Origin of the sequence: Methylobacter psychrophilus, from assembly GCF_025583945.1 — a bacterium.
GTDB lineage: Bacteria > Pseudomonadota > Gammaproteobacteria > Methylococcales > Methylomonadaceae > Methylobacter_C > Methylobacter_C psychrophilus.
Genome location: NZ_JAOEGU010000003.1, coordinates 149,171 through 165,822, shown reverse-complemented (window position 1 = coordinate 165,822; position 16,652 = coordinate 149,171). Strand labels below are relative to the sequence as shown.

The following is a 16,652-nucleotide window of genomic DNA, read 5'->3' as shown; positions in this document are numbered from 1 at the left end:
ATGAACATGATGCTAAGTGAATGTGCTGAAGCAGTAAAAGGGATGCTGGTTGGAGAAGATACCGCCATTACATCCATCAGCATAGACACGCGGGCAATTAAGCCAGGACAACTTTATATTGCTATTAAAGGAGACAACTTTGATGGTAATGAGTTTGTTGATCAAGCCGAAAAAGCAGGAGCAACTGCGGCTGTTGTACACCAAGGTGTTAAATCAACGTTGCCGCATATCATTGTTGATGATACGCGCTTGGCCTTGGCTGAACTGGCAGGAGCTTGGCGACGATCTTTGGCGGGGCGTGGAAGCCAGGCACTTTCGGTAGTCGGCATTACCGGTAGTAACGGCAAGACGACAGTCAAGGAAATGGTTGCGGCAATCCTGGCGGTTGATGCTACTGTCCTGTTTACGCTGGGTAACCTGAATAATGATATTGGGGTGCCATTGACGTTACTGCGACTGAATGAACAGCATCGTTATGCCGTGATTGAAATGGGCGCCAATCATGCGGGAGAAATTGCCTACACCAGCGCTTATGCGCAAGCTGATGTTGTCATTATTACCAATGCAGGCGCAGCACATCTGGAAGGTTTTGGCACACTTGAAGGTGTTGCCAAAGCGAAAGGCGAACTCATTGAGACACTTAAAAAAGATGGCATTGCTGTTATTAATCATGATGACGACTATTTTGACTATTGGAAAGCGGTGGCCGGAAATAGACAGATTACTTCATTCGGTCTGAACGACGGTGCCGATGTATCGGCTAAAGCGATTAAAACGGGAATTTGTAATGAAGCTTTTGTTACTTCATTTGATTTGGTTACCACGGTTGGTACGGTTGATATTATTTTAAAACTGGCAGGTCAGCATAATGTAGTTAATGCTCTGGCAGCTACGGCTGCAGGTCTGGCTTTGGGATTGAGCCTTAAACAGATTAAGCAAGGACTGGAAAGTGTCAAGCCGGTAACTGGAAGGTTGCAGCCTTTGGTCAGTCGTTTGGGCAATATTGTTATTGACGATACCTATAATGCTAATTCAGCTTCTTTGAAAGCGGGTCTTGATGTGTTGGCTAATTTTACGGGTAAGCCTTGGCTGGTCTTGGGTGCTTTTGGTGAACTCGGTCCTGATAGTCCAAAAATACACGAGGAAATGGGTGTTTTCATTAAAGCCAGCGGCGTTGTAAGACTGTTGGCTGTTGGCGAGGATAGTAAAAATACGGTGCAAGCCTTTGGTACTGGCGCCACTTTTTTTGAAAAACAACAAGATTTGATTGACGCGCTAAAACAAGAGTTAACAGGCGATGAAACGATTTTGATTAAAGGCTCACGAGCGCAGCACATGGAAAATGTAGCGGCAGCTTTAGTTGAAAACTTCAGGAATTAAACGATGTTACTTTATTTTGCAGATTATTTAATGACTTTTGATGGCGGTTTTAGGGTATTTCATTACCTGACTTTTCGCGCCATTTTGGGTGCATTAACCGCATTGTTGATTTCTTTTATTATCGGTCCGGTAATGATTAGAAAATTAAGTCATAAAAAAATCGGCCAAAGTATCCGTGAACTGGGGCCACAATCACATTACGAGAAATCAGGAACGCCTACCATGGGCGGAACGTTAATATTGGTTGCCATTGCAGTTAGTACTTTGCTTTGGGCTGATCTTGGCAACCGTTATATCTGGGTAATCCTGTTGGTCACAATGGGCTACGGTGTCATCGGTTTTGTTGATGATTACCGGAAAGTTGTTAAGCGTAATAGCGACGGTTTGTCGGCTAAAGCCAAATACCTGGCGCAATCAGTCATAGGATTAACGGCTGCAATTTTTTTGTATAAAACGGCAATTTTACCGGCAGAAACCCAATTCATTATTCCCTTTTTTAAGGACGTTATGTTGGATATGGGCTGGATGTATATTGTCCTGACTTATTTTGTTATCGTTGGAACCAGTAACGCTGTTAACTTGACCGACGGTCTGGATGGTTTGGCTATTATGCCGACAGTTATGGTTGCCGGAGGTTTGGGTATATTTGCTTATCTGTCAGGACATGTGACTTTTTCAGATTATCTGGCTATTCCTTATCTGCCTAATGCCGGAGAACTCATGGTATTTTGCGCAGCTTTAGTGGGTGCCGGACTAGGTTTTTTATGGTTTAACGCCTATCCCGCCATGGTGTTTATGGGGGATGTAGGAGCGTTGGCCTTGGGTGCCGCTTTGGGTGTGTTGGCGGTGTTGGTCAGACAAGAAATTGTGTTGATGATTATGGGTGGTGTTTTTGTCATGGAAACATTATCAGTGATCATTCAGGTCGCCTCTTTTAAGCTAACGGGAAAACGGGTTTTTCGTATGGCCCCGATACATCATCATTTTGAATTAAAAGGATGGCCGGAACCCAGGGTTATTGTACGTTTCTGGATTATCACGTTCATTCTGGTGCTGATTGGTCTGGCAACATTAAAATTGAGATGATAAAAATGCGTAAGATAAATAAATGGTTTTGTCTGCTTTCAGCTTGGCGAGTGATTTTAAGATGATCATGGATAGCGTGGCGATTATCAACTCGTTAAAAAATAATTTTGCCCTGGATCCAAAAACTTCAAAAGTTTTGGTGGTAGGGCTTGGACATACCGGTATTTCAGTTGCGCATTATTTACAAAAACTCGGGTTTAACTTTGCCATCACTGATAGTCGTGATAAACCGCCATTAATCGACGAATTCTTGCAGATGATGCCTGATATGCCTGTCTTTAGCGGAGGGTTTGACGAGGCGGCTTTTAAAGTGGCAACACATTTGGTGATCAGTCCAGGTGTTCCGTTGACTGAAAAATCGATTGTCAAAGCTATTGCCAATGGTTCAAAGATAGTCAGTGATATTGACCTGCTTGCCTGTTCAGTTAACGTACCGATTGTCGCAATTACTGGTTCTAACGGTAAAAGTACGGTTACGACGATGCTCGGCGAAATGGCAAAATACGCAGGAAAAAAAGTTGGTGTTGGCGGCAATTTGGGTACGCCAGCATTGGAATTGTTGGAGCCGTCCACCGAATTGTTTGTCCTGGAGCTTTCCAGCTTTCAGCTTGAGCGAACCACCGTTCTGAATGCGGCTGCGGCAACCGTGCTTAATATTTCTGCCGACCATCTTGACCGGCATGTCGATATAGAAAGTTACGCACAGGAAAAACAGCACGTTTTTAGAGGCAATGGTGTCATGGTCATTAATATCGATGACCCTATTGTCGAGGCGATGCAAAAGGCAGGTAGACGTATTTTGACATTTTCGATTAAAAAAGAGGCTGATTTTTATATTTCCCACAAGCAGGGTGTGGAGTATCTGATGCATAATCAACAGTACTTGATGCCATTAGCCCAATTACCCCTTGAAGGCAGACATAATGCTGCCAATGCGCTAGCCGCGTTGGCTCTGGGTATGTCGATAGGATTGGATGAAAAAGCGATGTGTCATACATTGAAAACCTTTAAAGGGCTTGATCACCGAATGCAACGAGTCGCAGAAATAGGTGGCATTACTTGGGTAAATGATTCAAAGGCAACTAATATTGGTGCCTGTATTGCGGCATTGCAAGGTTATGATCGTAAGGTCATTCTGATTGCGGGTGGTGACGCGAAAGGGGCTGATATGAACGAATTGATACCTGCCATCAAAGAAAAAGCAAAAAGTGTTGTGTTAATGGGTAAGGATGCCGGCTTGATAAAACAGGCCTTGAATGATTGTGTTCCTGTTTATGCCGCTGAAAATATGGCGCAAGCGGTACAAATTTCCGCTGGTCTTGCACAGGTTGGCGACAGTGTATTGTTGTCTCCTGCGTGTGCCAGTCTTGATCAATATAAAAATTATCAGGATAGAGGCGATCAATTTTCTAAAGCAGTATTAGGGTTGCTTGCATGAATAAACGAGCGAAGCCATCCCGGATAGGACGGTTTCATTTTGATCCCATACTGATTGTTGTAACTACCAGTTTATTACTGATGGGTTATGTCATGGTGGCATCATCATCTCTACATTTGGGGGTAAAAATAAGTGGTAACAGCTTTTATTATCCGATCAGGCAGACTCTGCATATAGGTCTTGGCTTGTTTTTAGGAACCTGTGTAGCACTAACACCTATTCATGTATGGGAAAAAGCCGGGCAATGGTTGTTCATCGGCGGCTTGTTATTATTGGTGATTGTTCTGATTCCGGGGCTTGGCGTAAAGGTTAACGGGAGTACACGTTGGCTGTCACTAGGTGGTTTGAGGATACAGGTATCAGAAGTCGTTAAGTATTTTTCTATTATATATATGGCCGGATATGTCACCCGGCATCATAAATCAATACGTGAATCTGCTTTTGGTTTGATTAAGCCGTTGATTTTATTTTCAGTGGCCAGCGTATTGTTATTAATGGAACCGGATTTTGGTTCATCTGTGGTGATACTGGTTATTGCCATGGGTATTATGTTTTTGGCAGGCGCACGGCTATCGCAATTTATCATGTTGTTATCTTTTGTGGGTTTGCTGGCAGGATTACTGGTTTATTTTGAACCTTATCGCATGAAACGGGTAACCAGTTTTATGGATCCATGGGCCGATCCTAAAGATACCGGCTATCAATTGGTTCATGCACTTATTTCATTTGGACGTGGAGAATGGACAGGCGTGGGCTTGGGTAGCGGAATACAAAAGTTATTTTATTTACCTGAAGCGCATACCGATTTTTTATTTTCAGTTATTGCTGAAGAGTTAGGGTTGGTTGGCGTATTGACTGTTATCAGTTTATTTTCATTATTGGTCTGGCGCACTTTTCAGATAGGTATGGCAGCAGAGAAAGCCGGCGAGCAGTTTTCTGCCTTTATTGCTTATGGTTTGGGTATCTGGTTTGGATTTCAATCATTTGTCAACATGGGCGTTAATATGGGAATTTTGCCAACGAAAGGATTGACCTTGCCATTAATGAGTTATGGTGGAGGCAGTATGATGATTATGTGTTGTGCAGTGGCGTTGTTATTCCGGGTACAAAGCGAAGTTGCCGAGATCAATGCGAACACGCCAAAAGAAAGGTCAAAATGGTCAAGCGTATAGTTATTATGGCCGGAGGCACCGGTGGACATGTATTTCCGGCATTGGCAGTTGCACAATTGCTAACCGAAAAAGGCTGGCAAGTTAGCTGGTTAGGTACGCATAAGGGCTTGGAAAGTCGTGTAATTCCAGAGCATGGCATTGAAATCGACTGGTTGTCTGTTGCCGGTGTTCGTGGCAAGGGTTTGGCTGCCAAGATAACGGCTGTATTTATGCTGTTCAAAGCCGGTGTTCAGGCTATGAAAATATTACGCCGGCGTAAACCTGATGTGGTATTGGGGATGGGTGGCTTTGTTGCCGGTCCCGGTGGTTTGGTAGCAAAGCTGTTAGGTTTGCCTTTGGTTATTCATGAGCAAAACCGCATACCAGGCACTACCAATCGCTTGCTTGCACGTTTGGCGAATCAGGTGCTGGAGGCATTTCCCGGTAGTTTTAATGCGAAGATTAAAGCAAAGTGCACCGGTAACCCGCTAAGAAAACAGTTTCTTACCGCCTTGGAAAATGGCCGTCAGCGGCCTGAAAAAGAGGTCAGAATATTGGTTTTTGGTGGTAGCCAGGGTGCGCAAATATTAAATGAAATGGTACCGGAAGCTATCGCCGAATTTCAAAAATCCGGCTTGGCAACACAATCCGTGCAAATCAGGCATCAAACTGGCGCAGCTATGTTGTCTCAGGTTGAAAGTCGATATCAAGTTTTAGGTATTAAAGCAGAAACCAGTGCATTTATTGATGACATGGTTGCCGCTTATCAAGAAGCTGATTTAGTGATTTGTAGGGCAGGAGCCATGACTGTGAGTGAAGTTGCGGCAATGGGCATTCCCGCCATTTTTATACCGTTACCAAGTGCTATTGATGATCATCAAACGGCCAATGCACGCTATTTAACTGATGCAGGCGCAGGACTACTATTAATGCAAAATAATTTAACTCCGGCAACGCTGGCAGAGCACATCACCAAGGCTCTTAATAATCTGGCGGTCATGAGCGATGCTGCACAGCACTGCGCGCGTCTCGATGCAACAGCGGTTGTTGCCGGTTATTGTATTGCTGAGGCGGGCTTATGAATATCCCAACCAGTACGCATGTAGCGTCTACCTTTGGCAATATTGAACGCATACATTTCGTTGGCATAGGCGGTACGGGCATGAGTGGTATCGCTGAGGTTTTATCCAATCTGGGTTATAAAGTTTCGGGTTCCGATATCAAAGCCAGTCCGGTAACGCAGAGACTTGTGGATTTGGGCGTGACGGTAACTATTGGCCATAAGCGTGAAAACGTCACGAAAGTTGACGTGGTAGTTGCATCAACTGCCATAGATCGTAGTAATGAAGAAATTGACCAAGCGTATCTTAATAGAATTCCGGTTATTCCGCGTGCGGAAATGCTCGCTGAATTGATGCGCTTTCGATTTGGTATTGCGGTTGCCGGCACCCATGGTAAAACGACAACTACCAGCCTGACAGCCAGTATACTGGCAGAAGGTGGTTTGGATCCTACGTTTGTTATTGGCGGTCGTTTAAATAGTTCGGGTAGTAATGCCAAGCTGGGTTTGGGTAATTATTTGGTTGCCGAGGCGGATGAAAGTGATGCGTCATTTTTATATCTTCAGCCCATGATGGCGGTGGTTACCAATATAGATCAAGACCATATGGAAACCTATCAGAATAGCTATCAACGATTAAAAGATACGTTTGTAGAATTTTTACATCATTTGCCTTTTTATGGCTTGGCGGTGATGTGTCTGGATGACGAAGGCGTAAGAGAAGTTTTACCGCAGCTATCCAAGCCGGTAATAACCTACGGGGTTCATGACGATGCGGATATTCGCGCGGTAAATATTAAACAAGACGGGATGCTGACGACTTTTAGCGTCATTCGTCGGGGTGATTATCCGCTGTTACAAGTAACTTTAAATATGCCTGGTTGGCATAACATGCTTAATTCACTGGCGGCTATTGCTGTGGCAACCAAGTTGGAAGTTGCTGATGATGCCATCGTTAAAAGTCTGGGTGCATTTAAAGGCGTCGGCAGGCGTTTTCAGGTTCAGGGTGATTTGGCACTTGATGGCGGCAAGCTGACTCTGGTTGATGATTATGGACATCATCCCCGAGAAATTGCTGCAACTCTGGAGGCATTGCGTCAAGCCTGGCCTGACAGGCGTTCTGTGGTCATTTTTCAACCACATAGATATACACGAACTCGTGACTTGTTTGAAGATTTTGTACAAATACTGTCAACGGTCGATATTCTGATTCTTATGGATGTTTATTCGGCAGGCGAAGCCGAAATTGCCGGCGCAGACGGCAGAGCATTAAGTCGGGCCATTCGTATGCGCGCTCAAGTCGACCCAATATTTGTTGATGAATGGCAAGAGTTGCCAACAATATTAGCCGGTATCGTCAAGCCTGGTGATGTAATTCTGACCATGGGAGCCGGTAATGTTGGACACTTTGCTACGCAGTTGCCCGATTTATTGACTGAAGCGCTAGAGTGTCGGACTTTGTCGCCGGATACGCTACCAGTATGAAAGGACGCTTGTTAAGTAATGAGAAACTGGCTAAATATACCAGTTGGCGTGTGGGCGGCCCTGCTGACCGACTATATATTCCTTTTGACAAGCAAGACTTGTGTGAGTTTATAGCGACTTTGCCCGCTTCAGAGCCGGTATTTTGGATGGGCTTGGGCAGTAATTTATTGGTCAGGGATGGCGGTATACGTGGCACGGTTATTAATACCAAGGGACGCTTGAAAGCAATGGAGATTGCTGAAGATGGTTCGGTTTACGTTGAAGTGGGTGTTCCTTGTGCCCATGTGGCCCGTTTTTGTGCAGAACAAGGTTTGATTGGTGCCGAGTTTTTGGCAGGCATACCCGGAACTATGGGTGGTGCTCTAAAAATGAATGCCGGAGCTTTTGGCGGAGAGACGTGGGGCATTGTTAAGCAGGTAGAAACGATTGCTTTGGCGGGCAAAATATCATGCCGATATCCCGCAGATTTTATGGTGAGCTACCGCTCGGTAAAAAGTATTGAAAACGAATGGTTTCTGAGCTGCCGATTGGAGCTGCTGGAAGGCGATACGGTGGCTAGTCAGCAAAAAATAAAAGGCTTTTTGGAAGTGCGAGCAAAAACACAGCCAACCAACCAGCCTAGTTGCGGATCGGTATTTAAAAATCCGGACGGTGATTATGCGGCAAGATTAATAGAAGCAGTAGGGCTAAAAGGCTTTGCGATTGGTGGTGCCTGCGTATCAACAAAGCATGCCAATTTTATTGTCAATACGGGTAACGCCACTGCTACTGATATCGAAGAATTAATTTACACTGTTCAACATAAAGTAAAGGAGTATCAAGGCGTGGAATTGCTGACTGAGGTTTGTATGGTAGGCGAACGTGACACAGAGACGAAAAATCGTGTCTCGCTACAAAACCCCGAAAAATTTGGTCGTGTTGCCGTATTGATGGGAGGATCAGCTGCAGAAAGACCGGTTTCATTAAGAAGCGGTACCGCTGTTTATGACGCGTTAATACGTAAAGGTGTAGATGCGGTTGCCATTGATGTAACGGATAGCCCTATCGAGGCATTGGCCGGCATAAAAGTGGATCGGGTATTTAATATCATTCATGGTCGTGGCGGTGAAGACGGGGTGCTTCAAGGTGTTCTGCAGGTAATGGGCATTCCTTATACCGGTAGCGGAGTTATGGCTTCAGCATTAACCATGGATAAGCTCAGAACCAAATTATGTTGGCAGGGATATGGCTTGACAACACCCGAATGGTGTTTGTTGCAAGATGAAAATGATATTGATGGCTGTATCGAAAAATTGGGTTTCCCCGTTATCGTCAAGCCCGCACAGGAAGGTTCCAGTATAGGAATGAGTAAAGCAAACTCAAGGGATGAGTTGCAAAAAGCGCTGCAAGTTGCATTGGCCTATCGTTGCGATGTTTATGCCGAAAGCTGGGTTAGGGGTAAGGAATATACGGTTGCAGTATTAAATGATGAGGCCTTACCGGTCATTCGCCTGGAATCTCCCAATGCTTTTTATGATTACGAAGCAAAATATAACGCGACGACGACTCAATATCACTGTCCTTGTGGGTTGGACAAAGATCAGGAATTGTTCATCAGAAACCTGGCGGTAACAGCCAGTAAAGTCGTCGGCGCAAAAGGGTGGGCAAGAGTCGATGTTTTTATTGATGATTCTGGACAGTATCAACTGATTGAAATTAATACCGTGCCCGGAATGACCGATCATAGTTTGGTGCCTATGGCCGCCAAACAGGCAGGTATCGATTTCGAAGAATTGGTCTGGCGGGTGTTGGAAACCAGTCTAGAGTAATGAGTAATATCGGTATTAAAGCCTTGGTGATCGGATTACTGTTATTCGGTCTGGTTGGAATAGTTGGGTATGAAGTAGTAACGAATGAGCAGATTAGGTCATTGCCTATTAAAAGTGCCTCATTGCCTATTAAGTATGTGAGAACTGAGGGTGTTTTTCAATACCTTGCCAAAGACGAGGTAAAGGCTGTTTTAGAGCCATTAGTCTTAACCGGTTTTTTTGATGCAGATATGCAGGCTATACACTTGGCGGTTTCGACGTTGCCATGGGTAGATTCAGTGACGGTAAAGCGCATTTGGCCTGACGCGATTGATATAAAAGTTCATGAAAGAAAGCCCTATGCACGATGGGGTAAGGATAGTTTGATTACCGGGCAGGGTGTGATTTTTACGCCAAAGAATATAGACGGGTTTCAGAATTTGACGGTAGTGACAGGGCCGGAGTTACAGCAAGTAAAAATCCTGGAAATAATGAAGGGTATTAAAACAGCGTTGGCCGATCAGTCCATGGAATTGGTAGAGTTTAGTGTTAATAATCGGGGCGCCTGGAAAATCAAGTTGGCAACCGGCCTGGAAATACTGTTGGGGCGCAATGAGCAATTAAAAAAATTACAGCGTTTTTTAAAAACGTTAACAGTATTAAAAAAAGAGCAGGTTGAACAAATAGCAATTGTTGATTTGAGATATCCCAATGGCTATGCAGTTTCATGGAAACCTGGAACCGCTGAGATTGATTGGCATGCCATGCAACCGACCCCCCAATAATGAACCAACAAAAACACGAAAAGGCGATACAGAGTAAATAACATGGCAAAAAAAACAGAGCGTAATTTAATAGTCGGATTGGACATCGGAACGTCAAAAGTCGCGGCTATTGTTGGTGAGCTCACCAGTGATGGCAACATAGAAATAATAGGCATAGGTACTACGCCATCGCGTGGTCTTAAAAAAGGCGTTGTAGTCAATCTGGAGTCAACTGTTCATTCCATACAGAAAGCAATTGAAGAAGCCGAGCTAATGGCAGGATGCCAGATTAAGTCAGTTTTTGCAGGTATTGCCGGTAGCCATATTAGAAGTCTTAATTCTCATGGCATTGTGGCCATTAAGGATAAAGAAGTTACTCAATATGATATAGATAGAGTGATTGATTCTGCACGCGCCGTTGCCATCCCTGCTGACCAGAAAATTTTACATATTTTGCCGCAGGAGTTTGTCATTGATCTTCAAGACGGGATTAAAGAACCTATCGGGATGTCGGGTATTCGCCTGGAAGCCAAGGTACATATGGTTACCGGTAGCGTTAGTGCATCCCAGAATATTATTAAATGTATCCGCCGCTGTGGTCTGGAAGTTGAGGATATAGTCCTTGAGCAATTGGCATCTTGCAACTCTGTGCTGACTGAAGATGAAAAAGAACTAGGTGTCTGTTTAATTGATATTGGCGGTGGCACAACGGATATTGCCATTTTTGTTGAAGGCGCAATTAAGCATACTGCAGTTATACCGATAGCTGGCGATCAGGTGACTAATGATATTGCTGTTGCTTTACGCACACCAACGATAAACGCAGAAGATATCAAACGAAAATATGCCTGTGCGTTAACCCAGCTAGCGAATGTTGATGGCATTATTGAAGTGCCGAGCATTGGCGATAGGGCACCACGAAAAATTTCAATGCAAAACCTGGCCGAGATTATAGAGCCTCGCTATGAAGAATTAATGTTGTTGGTACAATCGGAACTTAGGCGCAGTGGCAATGAAGAGTTAATAGCTGCTGGAATTGTATTGACGGGTGGTAGTTCAAAAGTAATGGGATTAATTGAGCTGGCAGAAGAAATTTTTCACATGCCGGTACGGATGGGTGGACCACAAAATGTTACCGGGTTAACTGAAGTGGTGAGAAATCCTATTCACTCCACAGGGGTAGGATTGTTAATGTATGGAAAAGAACATCAGAGCTTGGGTAGAAGCATTGATTCTGACGGTTTAGGGTGGTTTTCAAAAATGAAAAACTGGTTCCAGGGTAATTTTTAATAATATAAATTGTTTTTTAAGGGGTAGTGTCGTGAAATATGAATTGGTTGATACATATAGTGAAACAGCCGTCATTAAAGTTATTGGTGTCGGTGGTGGTGGTGGTAATGCAGTTAATCACATGGTTGGTTGCCATATTGAAGGGGTTGAATTTATCTGTGCAAACACCGATGCACAGGCATTAAGGAAATTAACTGTTGATACCATCATCCAGTTAGGCGTTGAATTGACCAAAGGATTGGGCGCAGGTACTAATCCTGAAATTGGCAAACATGCCGCCGAAGAAAATAAAGAGCGTATAAAAGAAGTTTTACAAGGCGCAGATATGGTTTTTCTGACTGCCGGTATGGGCGGTGGCACAGGTACCGGTGCTATTCCTGTTATTGCCCAAATTGCAAGAGAGATGGGTATCTTAACGGTTGCTGTAGTAACCAAGCCTTTTCTGTTTGAAGGCAAGAAGAAGCAGGTCGTTGCAGAACAGGGTATTATAGAGCTTGAAAAATACGTAGACTCATTGATTACCATTCCTAATCAGAAATTATTGCCGGTACTGGGTAATAATGTATCCTTGATAAATGCCTTTAAAGCGGCAAATGATGTATTACTGGATGCTGTACAAGGTATTACCGAGCTTATTATTCATCCCGGCATGATTAATGTCGATTTTGCTGATGTCAGAACGGTAATGTCGGGTATGGGCGCCGCTATTATGGGTATGGGGTCGGCATCTGGTGAGCATCGTGCACGTGAAGCCGCTGAAAAAGCTATTGCTTGCCCATTACTTGAAGATATCAATCTTCAAGGTGCACGCGGTATTCTGGTTAATATTTCTGCTGCTGACATGGGGGTTGCCGAGTTTAATGAAGTGGGTAATATCGTTCATGAGTTCGCCTCAGAAGACGCCATCATTAAAATTGGTATGGCTATTGATTCATCCTTGGGTGATGAGCTTAAAGTTACTGTTGTAGCTACCGGTATGGGTGCACCTCCGATGGCTGTTAAAGCGCCGGTTAAAATGATGCAAAAACCAACTATCAGTAACGCTAATTATGATGAGTTGGATAAACCAACGGTTATGCGGCAGGGCGGCAAGAGCGAAAACAGGGAAACCCGTTTTGGTGCGCAAAGTAAAAAAGAGGTCGATTTAGATTATCTGGATATTCCGGCTTTTTTAAGACGGCAGGCAGATTGATTGTACTCAAAACAAAAAGCATAAATTCGGTTCAGGACAGGGTGTTCACCCTGTCCTGAACTGTATGTTAGTCCTCACACCTATTTTCAGGTTGGTTTTTATCCCTGATTATGTCAACCAGGAATTTTGGATTAAGGTTGATTGACTATTGTTTACTCGTTTGAAAATTATCGCGACGAGTATTGGTATGCTTCAATGTACATAATCACATAATCACATAATCATATAATTTTATCATCATGTGCTATCTATTCCGGCATGAACAAATATCTAGAAATCGTAACTTAAGGTAACCCGACCGGTAATGGGAGAGCCAGGCATGATATTATTGTTATTATGTGCTGTCAGTACATAATTTTCGTTGGTTAAATTTTCCATATTCACTTGTAAGCGTAATTGCTGGGTAAGCTTGGCGAAGAGTGCAGCATCCAGACGAGCATAAGCGGGAAGTACGGCACTTTGCGTTGCTGTTGGCAATTGTGCATACATATCAGAACGACTGACTACACCAATCGCAGCACCCCACATATTATTGATATTATATCGATTCCATAGTGAGAAGGTATGTTTGGGTGTTTGTGCCAACTGGGTACCTTTTAAGATTGCATTAGCGCCGTTACCTTGTTGTTTGGTAATTTCACCATCCTGATAAGCGTAACCACCGAAAACACTCCATTTTTCGGTGATATTTCCCGAAAAACCTAATTCTATACCGCGAGTTTCCTGACCATCTACCAGAATCGTTTGCGTGCTATTTTGTGGATCGGTAATGGCGACATTGGCGCGCTCCAATATATATAGCGCTGAAGTAAGCGCAAAATTGGAGTTTACATCCCATTTAGCACCAATTTCGTAATTGGTAAATTTTTCCGGGTCAAATGTTTTATTGCTTAGAGTCAGTGAGGTCAGTTGATCGCCTGCACGTGGCACATATGAGATACTATAATTGGCATAAATAGAAACCGGTTCTATAGGTTTAAAAATCAAGCCAGCGCGTGGTGACAAAAGATTATTGGTAACATCAAAGTTCTCGGAAACAGTTGTGCCACTGGTAGAGCCTTTTTTGATACTATCAACATTAGTTTGAAATTTATCATATCTAAGGCCCAGAATGGCTTGCCATTTCGGCGAAAATATAATTTGGTCTTGAACATAAAGTCCTACGGTATCGACGGTGGATTTATTATTACTATACGGACTGCTGCTGTTAACAAGGTTGGGTCTAAAGCTGACCGGCATATTACCAATTTGCGTGGTGTTATTGGCATTTAAATTTACTTGGGTACCCGTGCTTGTAAAGTCATTGTTAAAAAAACCTGCCATACGCAAGTCTTTTGTATCCTGCGAGACAAGCTCCATACCGGTAAGCAGTTTATTCTCAATTCCCCACCACTTTGCGGTATAAGTTACGTCTGTTTGGTTAACAATGTTTTCACGGTTGGTCGAATTGTTATAAGCACTTACTGCAAAAGTACCATCATTGGCAACAGAACTATTAGCGAACACATTTTGATAGAATTTGTTGTAATTTGCCCAGCGGGTACGATTTTTTACGTTAATGCCGCTATTAAACTGGTGTTCAATCATGGCATTAAAGGCAAATGTTTCTGTATCGGTAGGGCTAAGCTCTGAGCTACCAAAGAATGCGGAATTATCACCAAGATTAAACGGTTTTCTGCTGTTGGTATTGTTATATGCCCCGTTTGCAGAAGGAATACCACGATCAGCAATACGTTTATCTTTAAAGTATTCTGCACCTATTACAACTTTAGTGTTATCAGAAGGACGGATTGTAAAAGTGGGCGTAGCACCGTAACGCTCAATATTTACACCATCACGATAGGAGTTGGAATTTTCATAAACTGAATTTAGGCGAAACGCAATATCCTCGGTTAACGATTGACCAAAATCACCGGCAATACGTCTTTGGTTATATGCACCATAACTGGCAGTCAGTTGCCTGACAGGATCCCAGCCGGCTTCTTTAGAGACACGGTTAACTACACCGCCTGCGCCGCCGCGACCAAATATCATGCCGTTGGAACCCTTTAATATTTCGATGCGGTCTGTATTGTATAAATCGCGGTAGGTTTGTACATCATCACGAACACCATCAACAAAAAAATCACCTGTGGTTGCATTGCCGCGAAGTACTATGGCATCACGATTACCTTCACCTTGGGATGCCTGTACGCCAGGAACGTAACGAATAGCTTCAGCAACACTTTGAACAGATTGGTCTTTGATTATATCTTGCGTGACGACTGAAATTGATTGCGGTATATCAAGCAGTTTTGTGTCAGTTTTTGTGGCTGTTGTGCTGCTTATGGCATTATACCCATCTACGGGTCTTGTATCGCTTGCTATAGGTGCAGTAACGTCTATTGTTTCAAGTTTAATGATATTATTTTCAGCAGGTTGCGTCATTGCATTACCTGAAACCAAGGTAGCCGAGACTGAGATTGCCAAGCTAAAAATTTTTTTGTTTATTTTTGATTTCATAAGATAGAAACAATAATTATTATTTGTCTCAATGATAATCGTTCTCATTAATAAAGTAAACTGTTTATATTAAATTGGTAGTTTTGAATTTCAACGATTTTTATAATGGAGTCCTCTTATAGGCTTTTGGTGCTGAATTTTTGTACTGATCGGACTAACAAGCGCTATTAATGATTTCTTGATAGTCGCGTAAATTATAGTGGCAATCAGGCAGGTTGGCCCTTGAAGCGCTATCGTTATTAGTGTTTAGTAATTCCAGTATCGGCAGGTTTATTTCAAACGATAGATGGCGGCGTTCAGTTGCACGGATCATGTTTTTTTTCAGGAAAACGCTGCCAACCCCGCCTTTATAGGATGCAGATTGAAATATGGGTGTACTTTACAGTCAATTTGACATGATGTTCGTCGTATGTGTCTTCTATAAACAGTTCACCACCATGGTAATCAGGATCGCATAAAAATATAGTCGGTACGTAGCTGCCGGCTTGTGACATGACAGTAGTGGATAGGTCTTATTAATATGATTGTCGGAGATGTTGTCTCCGCCTTCGTAACGATTAAATAGCGGCGGAAAAATCTGCTTCGGCAGCGCCACCGATAAAAAATAACGTATTTTGATTTAAGCTATCGGTTTCACTGTAACGGAATTTCGAAATTCCTACCAACACAGTTTAGCCTTCAATGGCTTGCAATGCGAAAAATATCGCCAACCCTAACGAACCGAAACCAAGACCTGCGGCTGCCAGTCGTTTGCCGTGCAGCCCCGTCCATAGCAGGGTGCCAGTCAAACTCAATAGTATCAAGCCGCCAGCTAAGGTATCTACTAGCAGTACCCAGCCCACTCCCATACCCGTACCTTTATGTAGATTAGTCAGTACCGATAATAAATTGCCTTCACCTTGTTTGACGCTGACAAAGGCATTACCTTCCCAGTATTCGGCTTGCATCATTCGTTTAGGATTACGCACAGTGATTTTCCAGAGTGATGGCTGTTGAAACTGGACATCGTTCCAGATCACCATTTTTCTGGCTTCTTGCTGTATTTTGGCGTGATTGGTGGTTAGTCCCAAGGATTGCCCGAGCCAAGCCGCCATAGCTTTAGGATCCCCAGGGCGTGGTTCCGGTAGCGCCAGTTGAATTTCCTGTTGTTCCATTCTACCGATCGGGATTTTCATAACGTCACGGTGATTGAGTAAAATGCCGGAAAATCCAAATAATAATCCTAGTGCTGCACCCCACAACCCTACCCAGGCATGGGTTCGGCGCAGCCATTTCAGAAAGGTCCCGCGCGACAAGCGTTTGGGGAGGAATAAATAGCCGCCTGAAGGTTTATGGGGTGGTGGCACGATAGTGTTTGGAACATTCATTGTTTATTTTTTCAAGTTTGAATAGGTTAATATTTATTATGAGGTTCATAGAATTAGTTGAAGCCCAAGGCATCTGAAAAAACATCTTCTCTACGAAGGCAAGAAACCAGTTTGCTGATTTAACTAGGTTCCAGCTTTTATGGGTATAAC

Annotated in this window: 13 protein-coding genes and 1 pseudogene; 11 read left to right on the top strand and 3 right to left on the bottom strand. The window is 43.5% G+C overall.

The genetic code is table 11. The features are described 5' to 3' along the window. The 11 genes and pseudogenes from N7974_RS02880 (at position 1) to ftsZ (ending at position 12,633) form a co-directional block, all read left to right on the top strand. Positions 1–1,380, top strand: coding sequence for a UDP-N-acetylmuramoyl-tripeptide--D-alanyl-D-alanine ligase (locus N7974_RS02880; RefSeq protein ID WP_262964169.1), 1,380 nt, complete (start codon positions 1–3; stop codon positions 1,378–1,380). Positions 1,381–1,383: 3 nt separating this feature from the next. Then, positions 1,384–2,466 (top strand): phospho-N-acetylmuramoyl-pentapeptide-transferase, encoded by a 1,083-nt coding sequence (mraY, locus tag N7974_RS02875; protein ID WP_262964168.1) that lies wholly within the window; start codon positions 1,384–1,386, stop codon positions 2,464–2,466. A gap of 67 nt (positions 2,467–2,533) precedes the next feature. Continuing rightward, positions 2,534–3,904, top strand: a complete 1,371-nt coding sequence (gene murD, locus N7974_RS02870; RefSeq protein WP_262964204.1) for a UDP-N-acetylmuramoyl-L-alanine--D-glutamate ligase — start codon at positions 2,534–2,536, stop codon at positions 3,902–3,904. Further along, positions 3,901–5,076, top strand: a complete 1,176-nt coding sequence (ftsW, locus tag N7974_RS02865; RefSeq protein WP_262964167.1) for a putative lipid II flippase FtsW — start codon at positions 3,901–3,903, stop codon at positions 5,074–5,076. Before murD ends, ftsW begins: the two co-directional genes overlap by 4 nt. Beyond that, positions 5,061–6,137 (top strand): undecaprenyldiphospho-muramoylpentapeptide beta-N-acetylglucosaminyltransferase, encoded by a 1,077-nt coding sequence (gene murG / locus N7974_RS02860; protein ID WP_262964166.1) that lies wholly within the window; start codon positions 5,061–5,063, stop codon positions 6,135–6,137. The genes ftsW and murG overlap by 16 nt, the downstream gene beginning before the upstream one ends. Next, entirely contained in the window at positions 6,134–7,600 is a 1,467-nt protein-coding gene (gene murC / locus N7974_RS02855; RefSeq protein WP_262964165.1) for a UDP-N-acetylmuramate--L-alanine ligase, read from the top strand. The genes murG and murC overlap by 4 nt, the downstream gene beginning before the upstream one ends. Then, positions 7,597–8,460: pseudogene (gene murB, locus N7974_RS02850) on the top strand (UDP-N-acetylmuramate dehydrogenase); the annotation flags it as partial. The gene murC and the pseudogene murB, both read left to right, overlap by 4 nt. Next, positions 8,449–9,408 (top strand): D-alanine--D-alanine ligase, encoded by a 960-nt coding sequence (locus N7974_RS02845; RefSeq protein ID WP_262964203.1) that lies wholly within the window; start codon positions 8,449–8,451, stop codon positions 9,406–9,408. The pseudogene murB and the gene N7974_RS02845, both read left to right, overlap by 12 nt. Continuing rightward, the gene (locus tag N7974_RS02840) at positions 9,408–10,172 is read left to right on the top strand and encodes a cell division protein FtsQ/DivIB (protein ID WP_262964164.1); all 765 of its coding nucleotides are present in this window, start codon (positions 9,408–9,410) and stop codon (positions 10,170–10,172) included. Before N7974_RS02845 ends, N7974_RS02840 begins: the two co-directional genes overlap by 1 nt. 42 nt (positions 10,173–10,214) lie before the next feature. Further along, entirely contained in the window at positions 10,215–11,441 is a 1,227-nt protein-coding gene (gene ftsA / locus N7974_RS02835; RefSeq protein ID WP_262964163.1) for a cell division protein FtsA, read from the top strand. A 31-nt stretch (positions 11,442–11,472) separates the two neighbouring features. Then, positions 11,473–12,633 (top strand): cell division protein FtsZ, encoded by a 1,161-nt coding sequence (gene ftsZ, locus N7974_RS02830; RefSeq protein WP_262964162.1) that lies wholly within the window; start codon positions 11,473–11,475, stop codon positions 12,631–12,633. 270 nt (positions 12,634–12,903) lie between these two features. Here the strand turns inward: ftsZ and N7974_RS02825 are convergent, their stop codons facing one another. From N7974_RS02825 to N7974_RS02815, 3 genes are all read right to left on the bottom strand, one after another. Next, on the bottom strand, positions 12,904–15,135 hold the full coding sequence (locus N7974_RS02825) for a TonB-dependent receptor (RefSeq protein ID WP_262964161.1): 2,232 nt from the start codon (positions 15,133–15,135) through the stop codon (positions 12,904–12,906). Between the two features lie 154 nt (positions 15,136–15,289). Further along, on the bottom strand, positions 15,290–15,448 hold the full coding sequence (locus N7974_RS02820; RefSeq protein WP_262964160.1) for a hypothetical protein: 159 nt from the start codon (positions 15,446–15,448) through the stop codon (positions 15,290–15,292). A 358-nt stretch (positions 15,449–15,806) separates the two neighbouring features. After that, positions 15,807–16,502, bottom strand: coding sequence for a PepSY-associated TM helix domain-containing protein (locus N7974_RS02815; protein WP_262964159.1), 696 nt, complete (start codon positions 16,500–16,502; stop codon positions 15,807–15,809). Positions 16,503–16,652 lie beyond the last annotated feature (150 nt).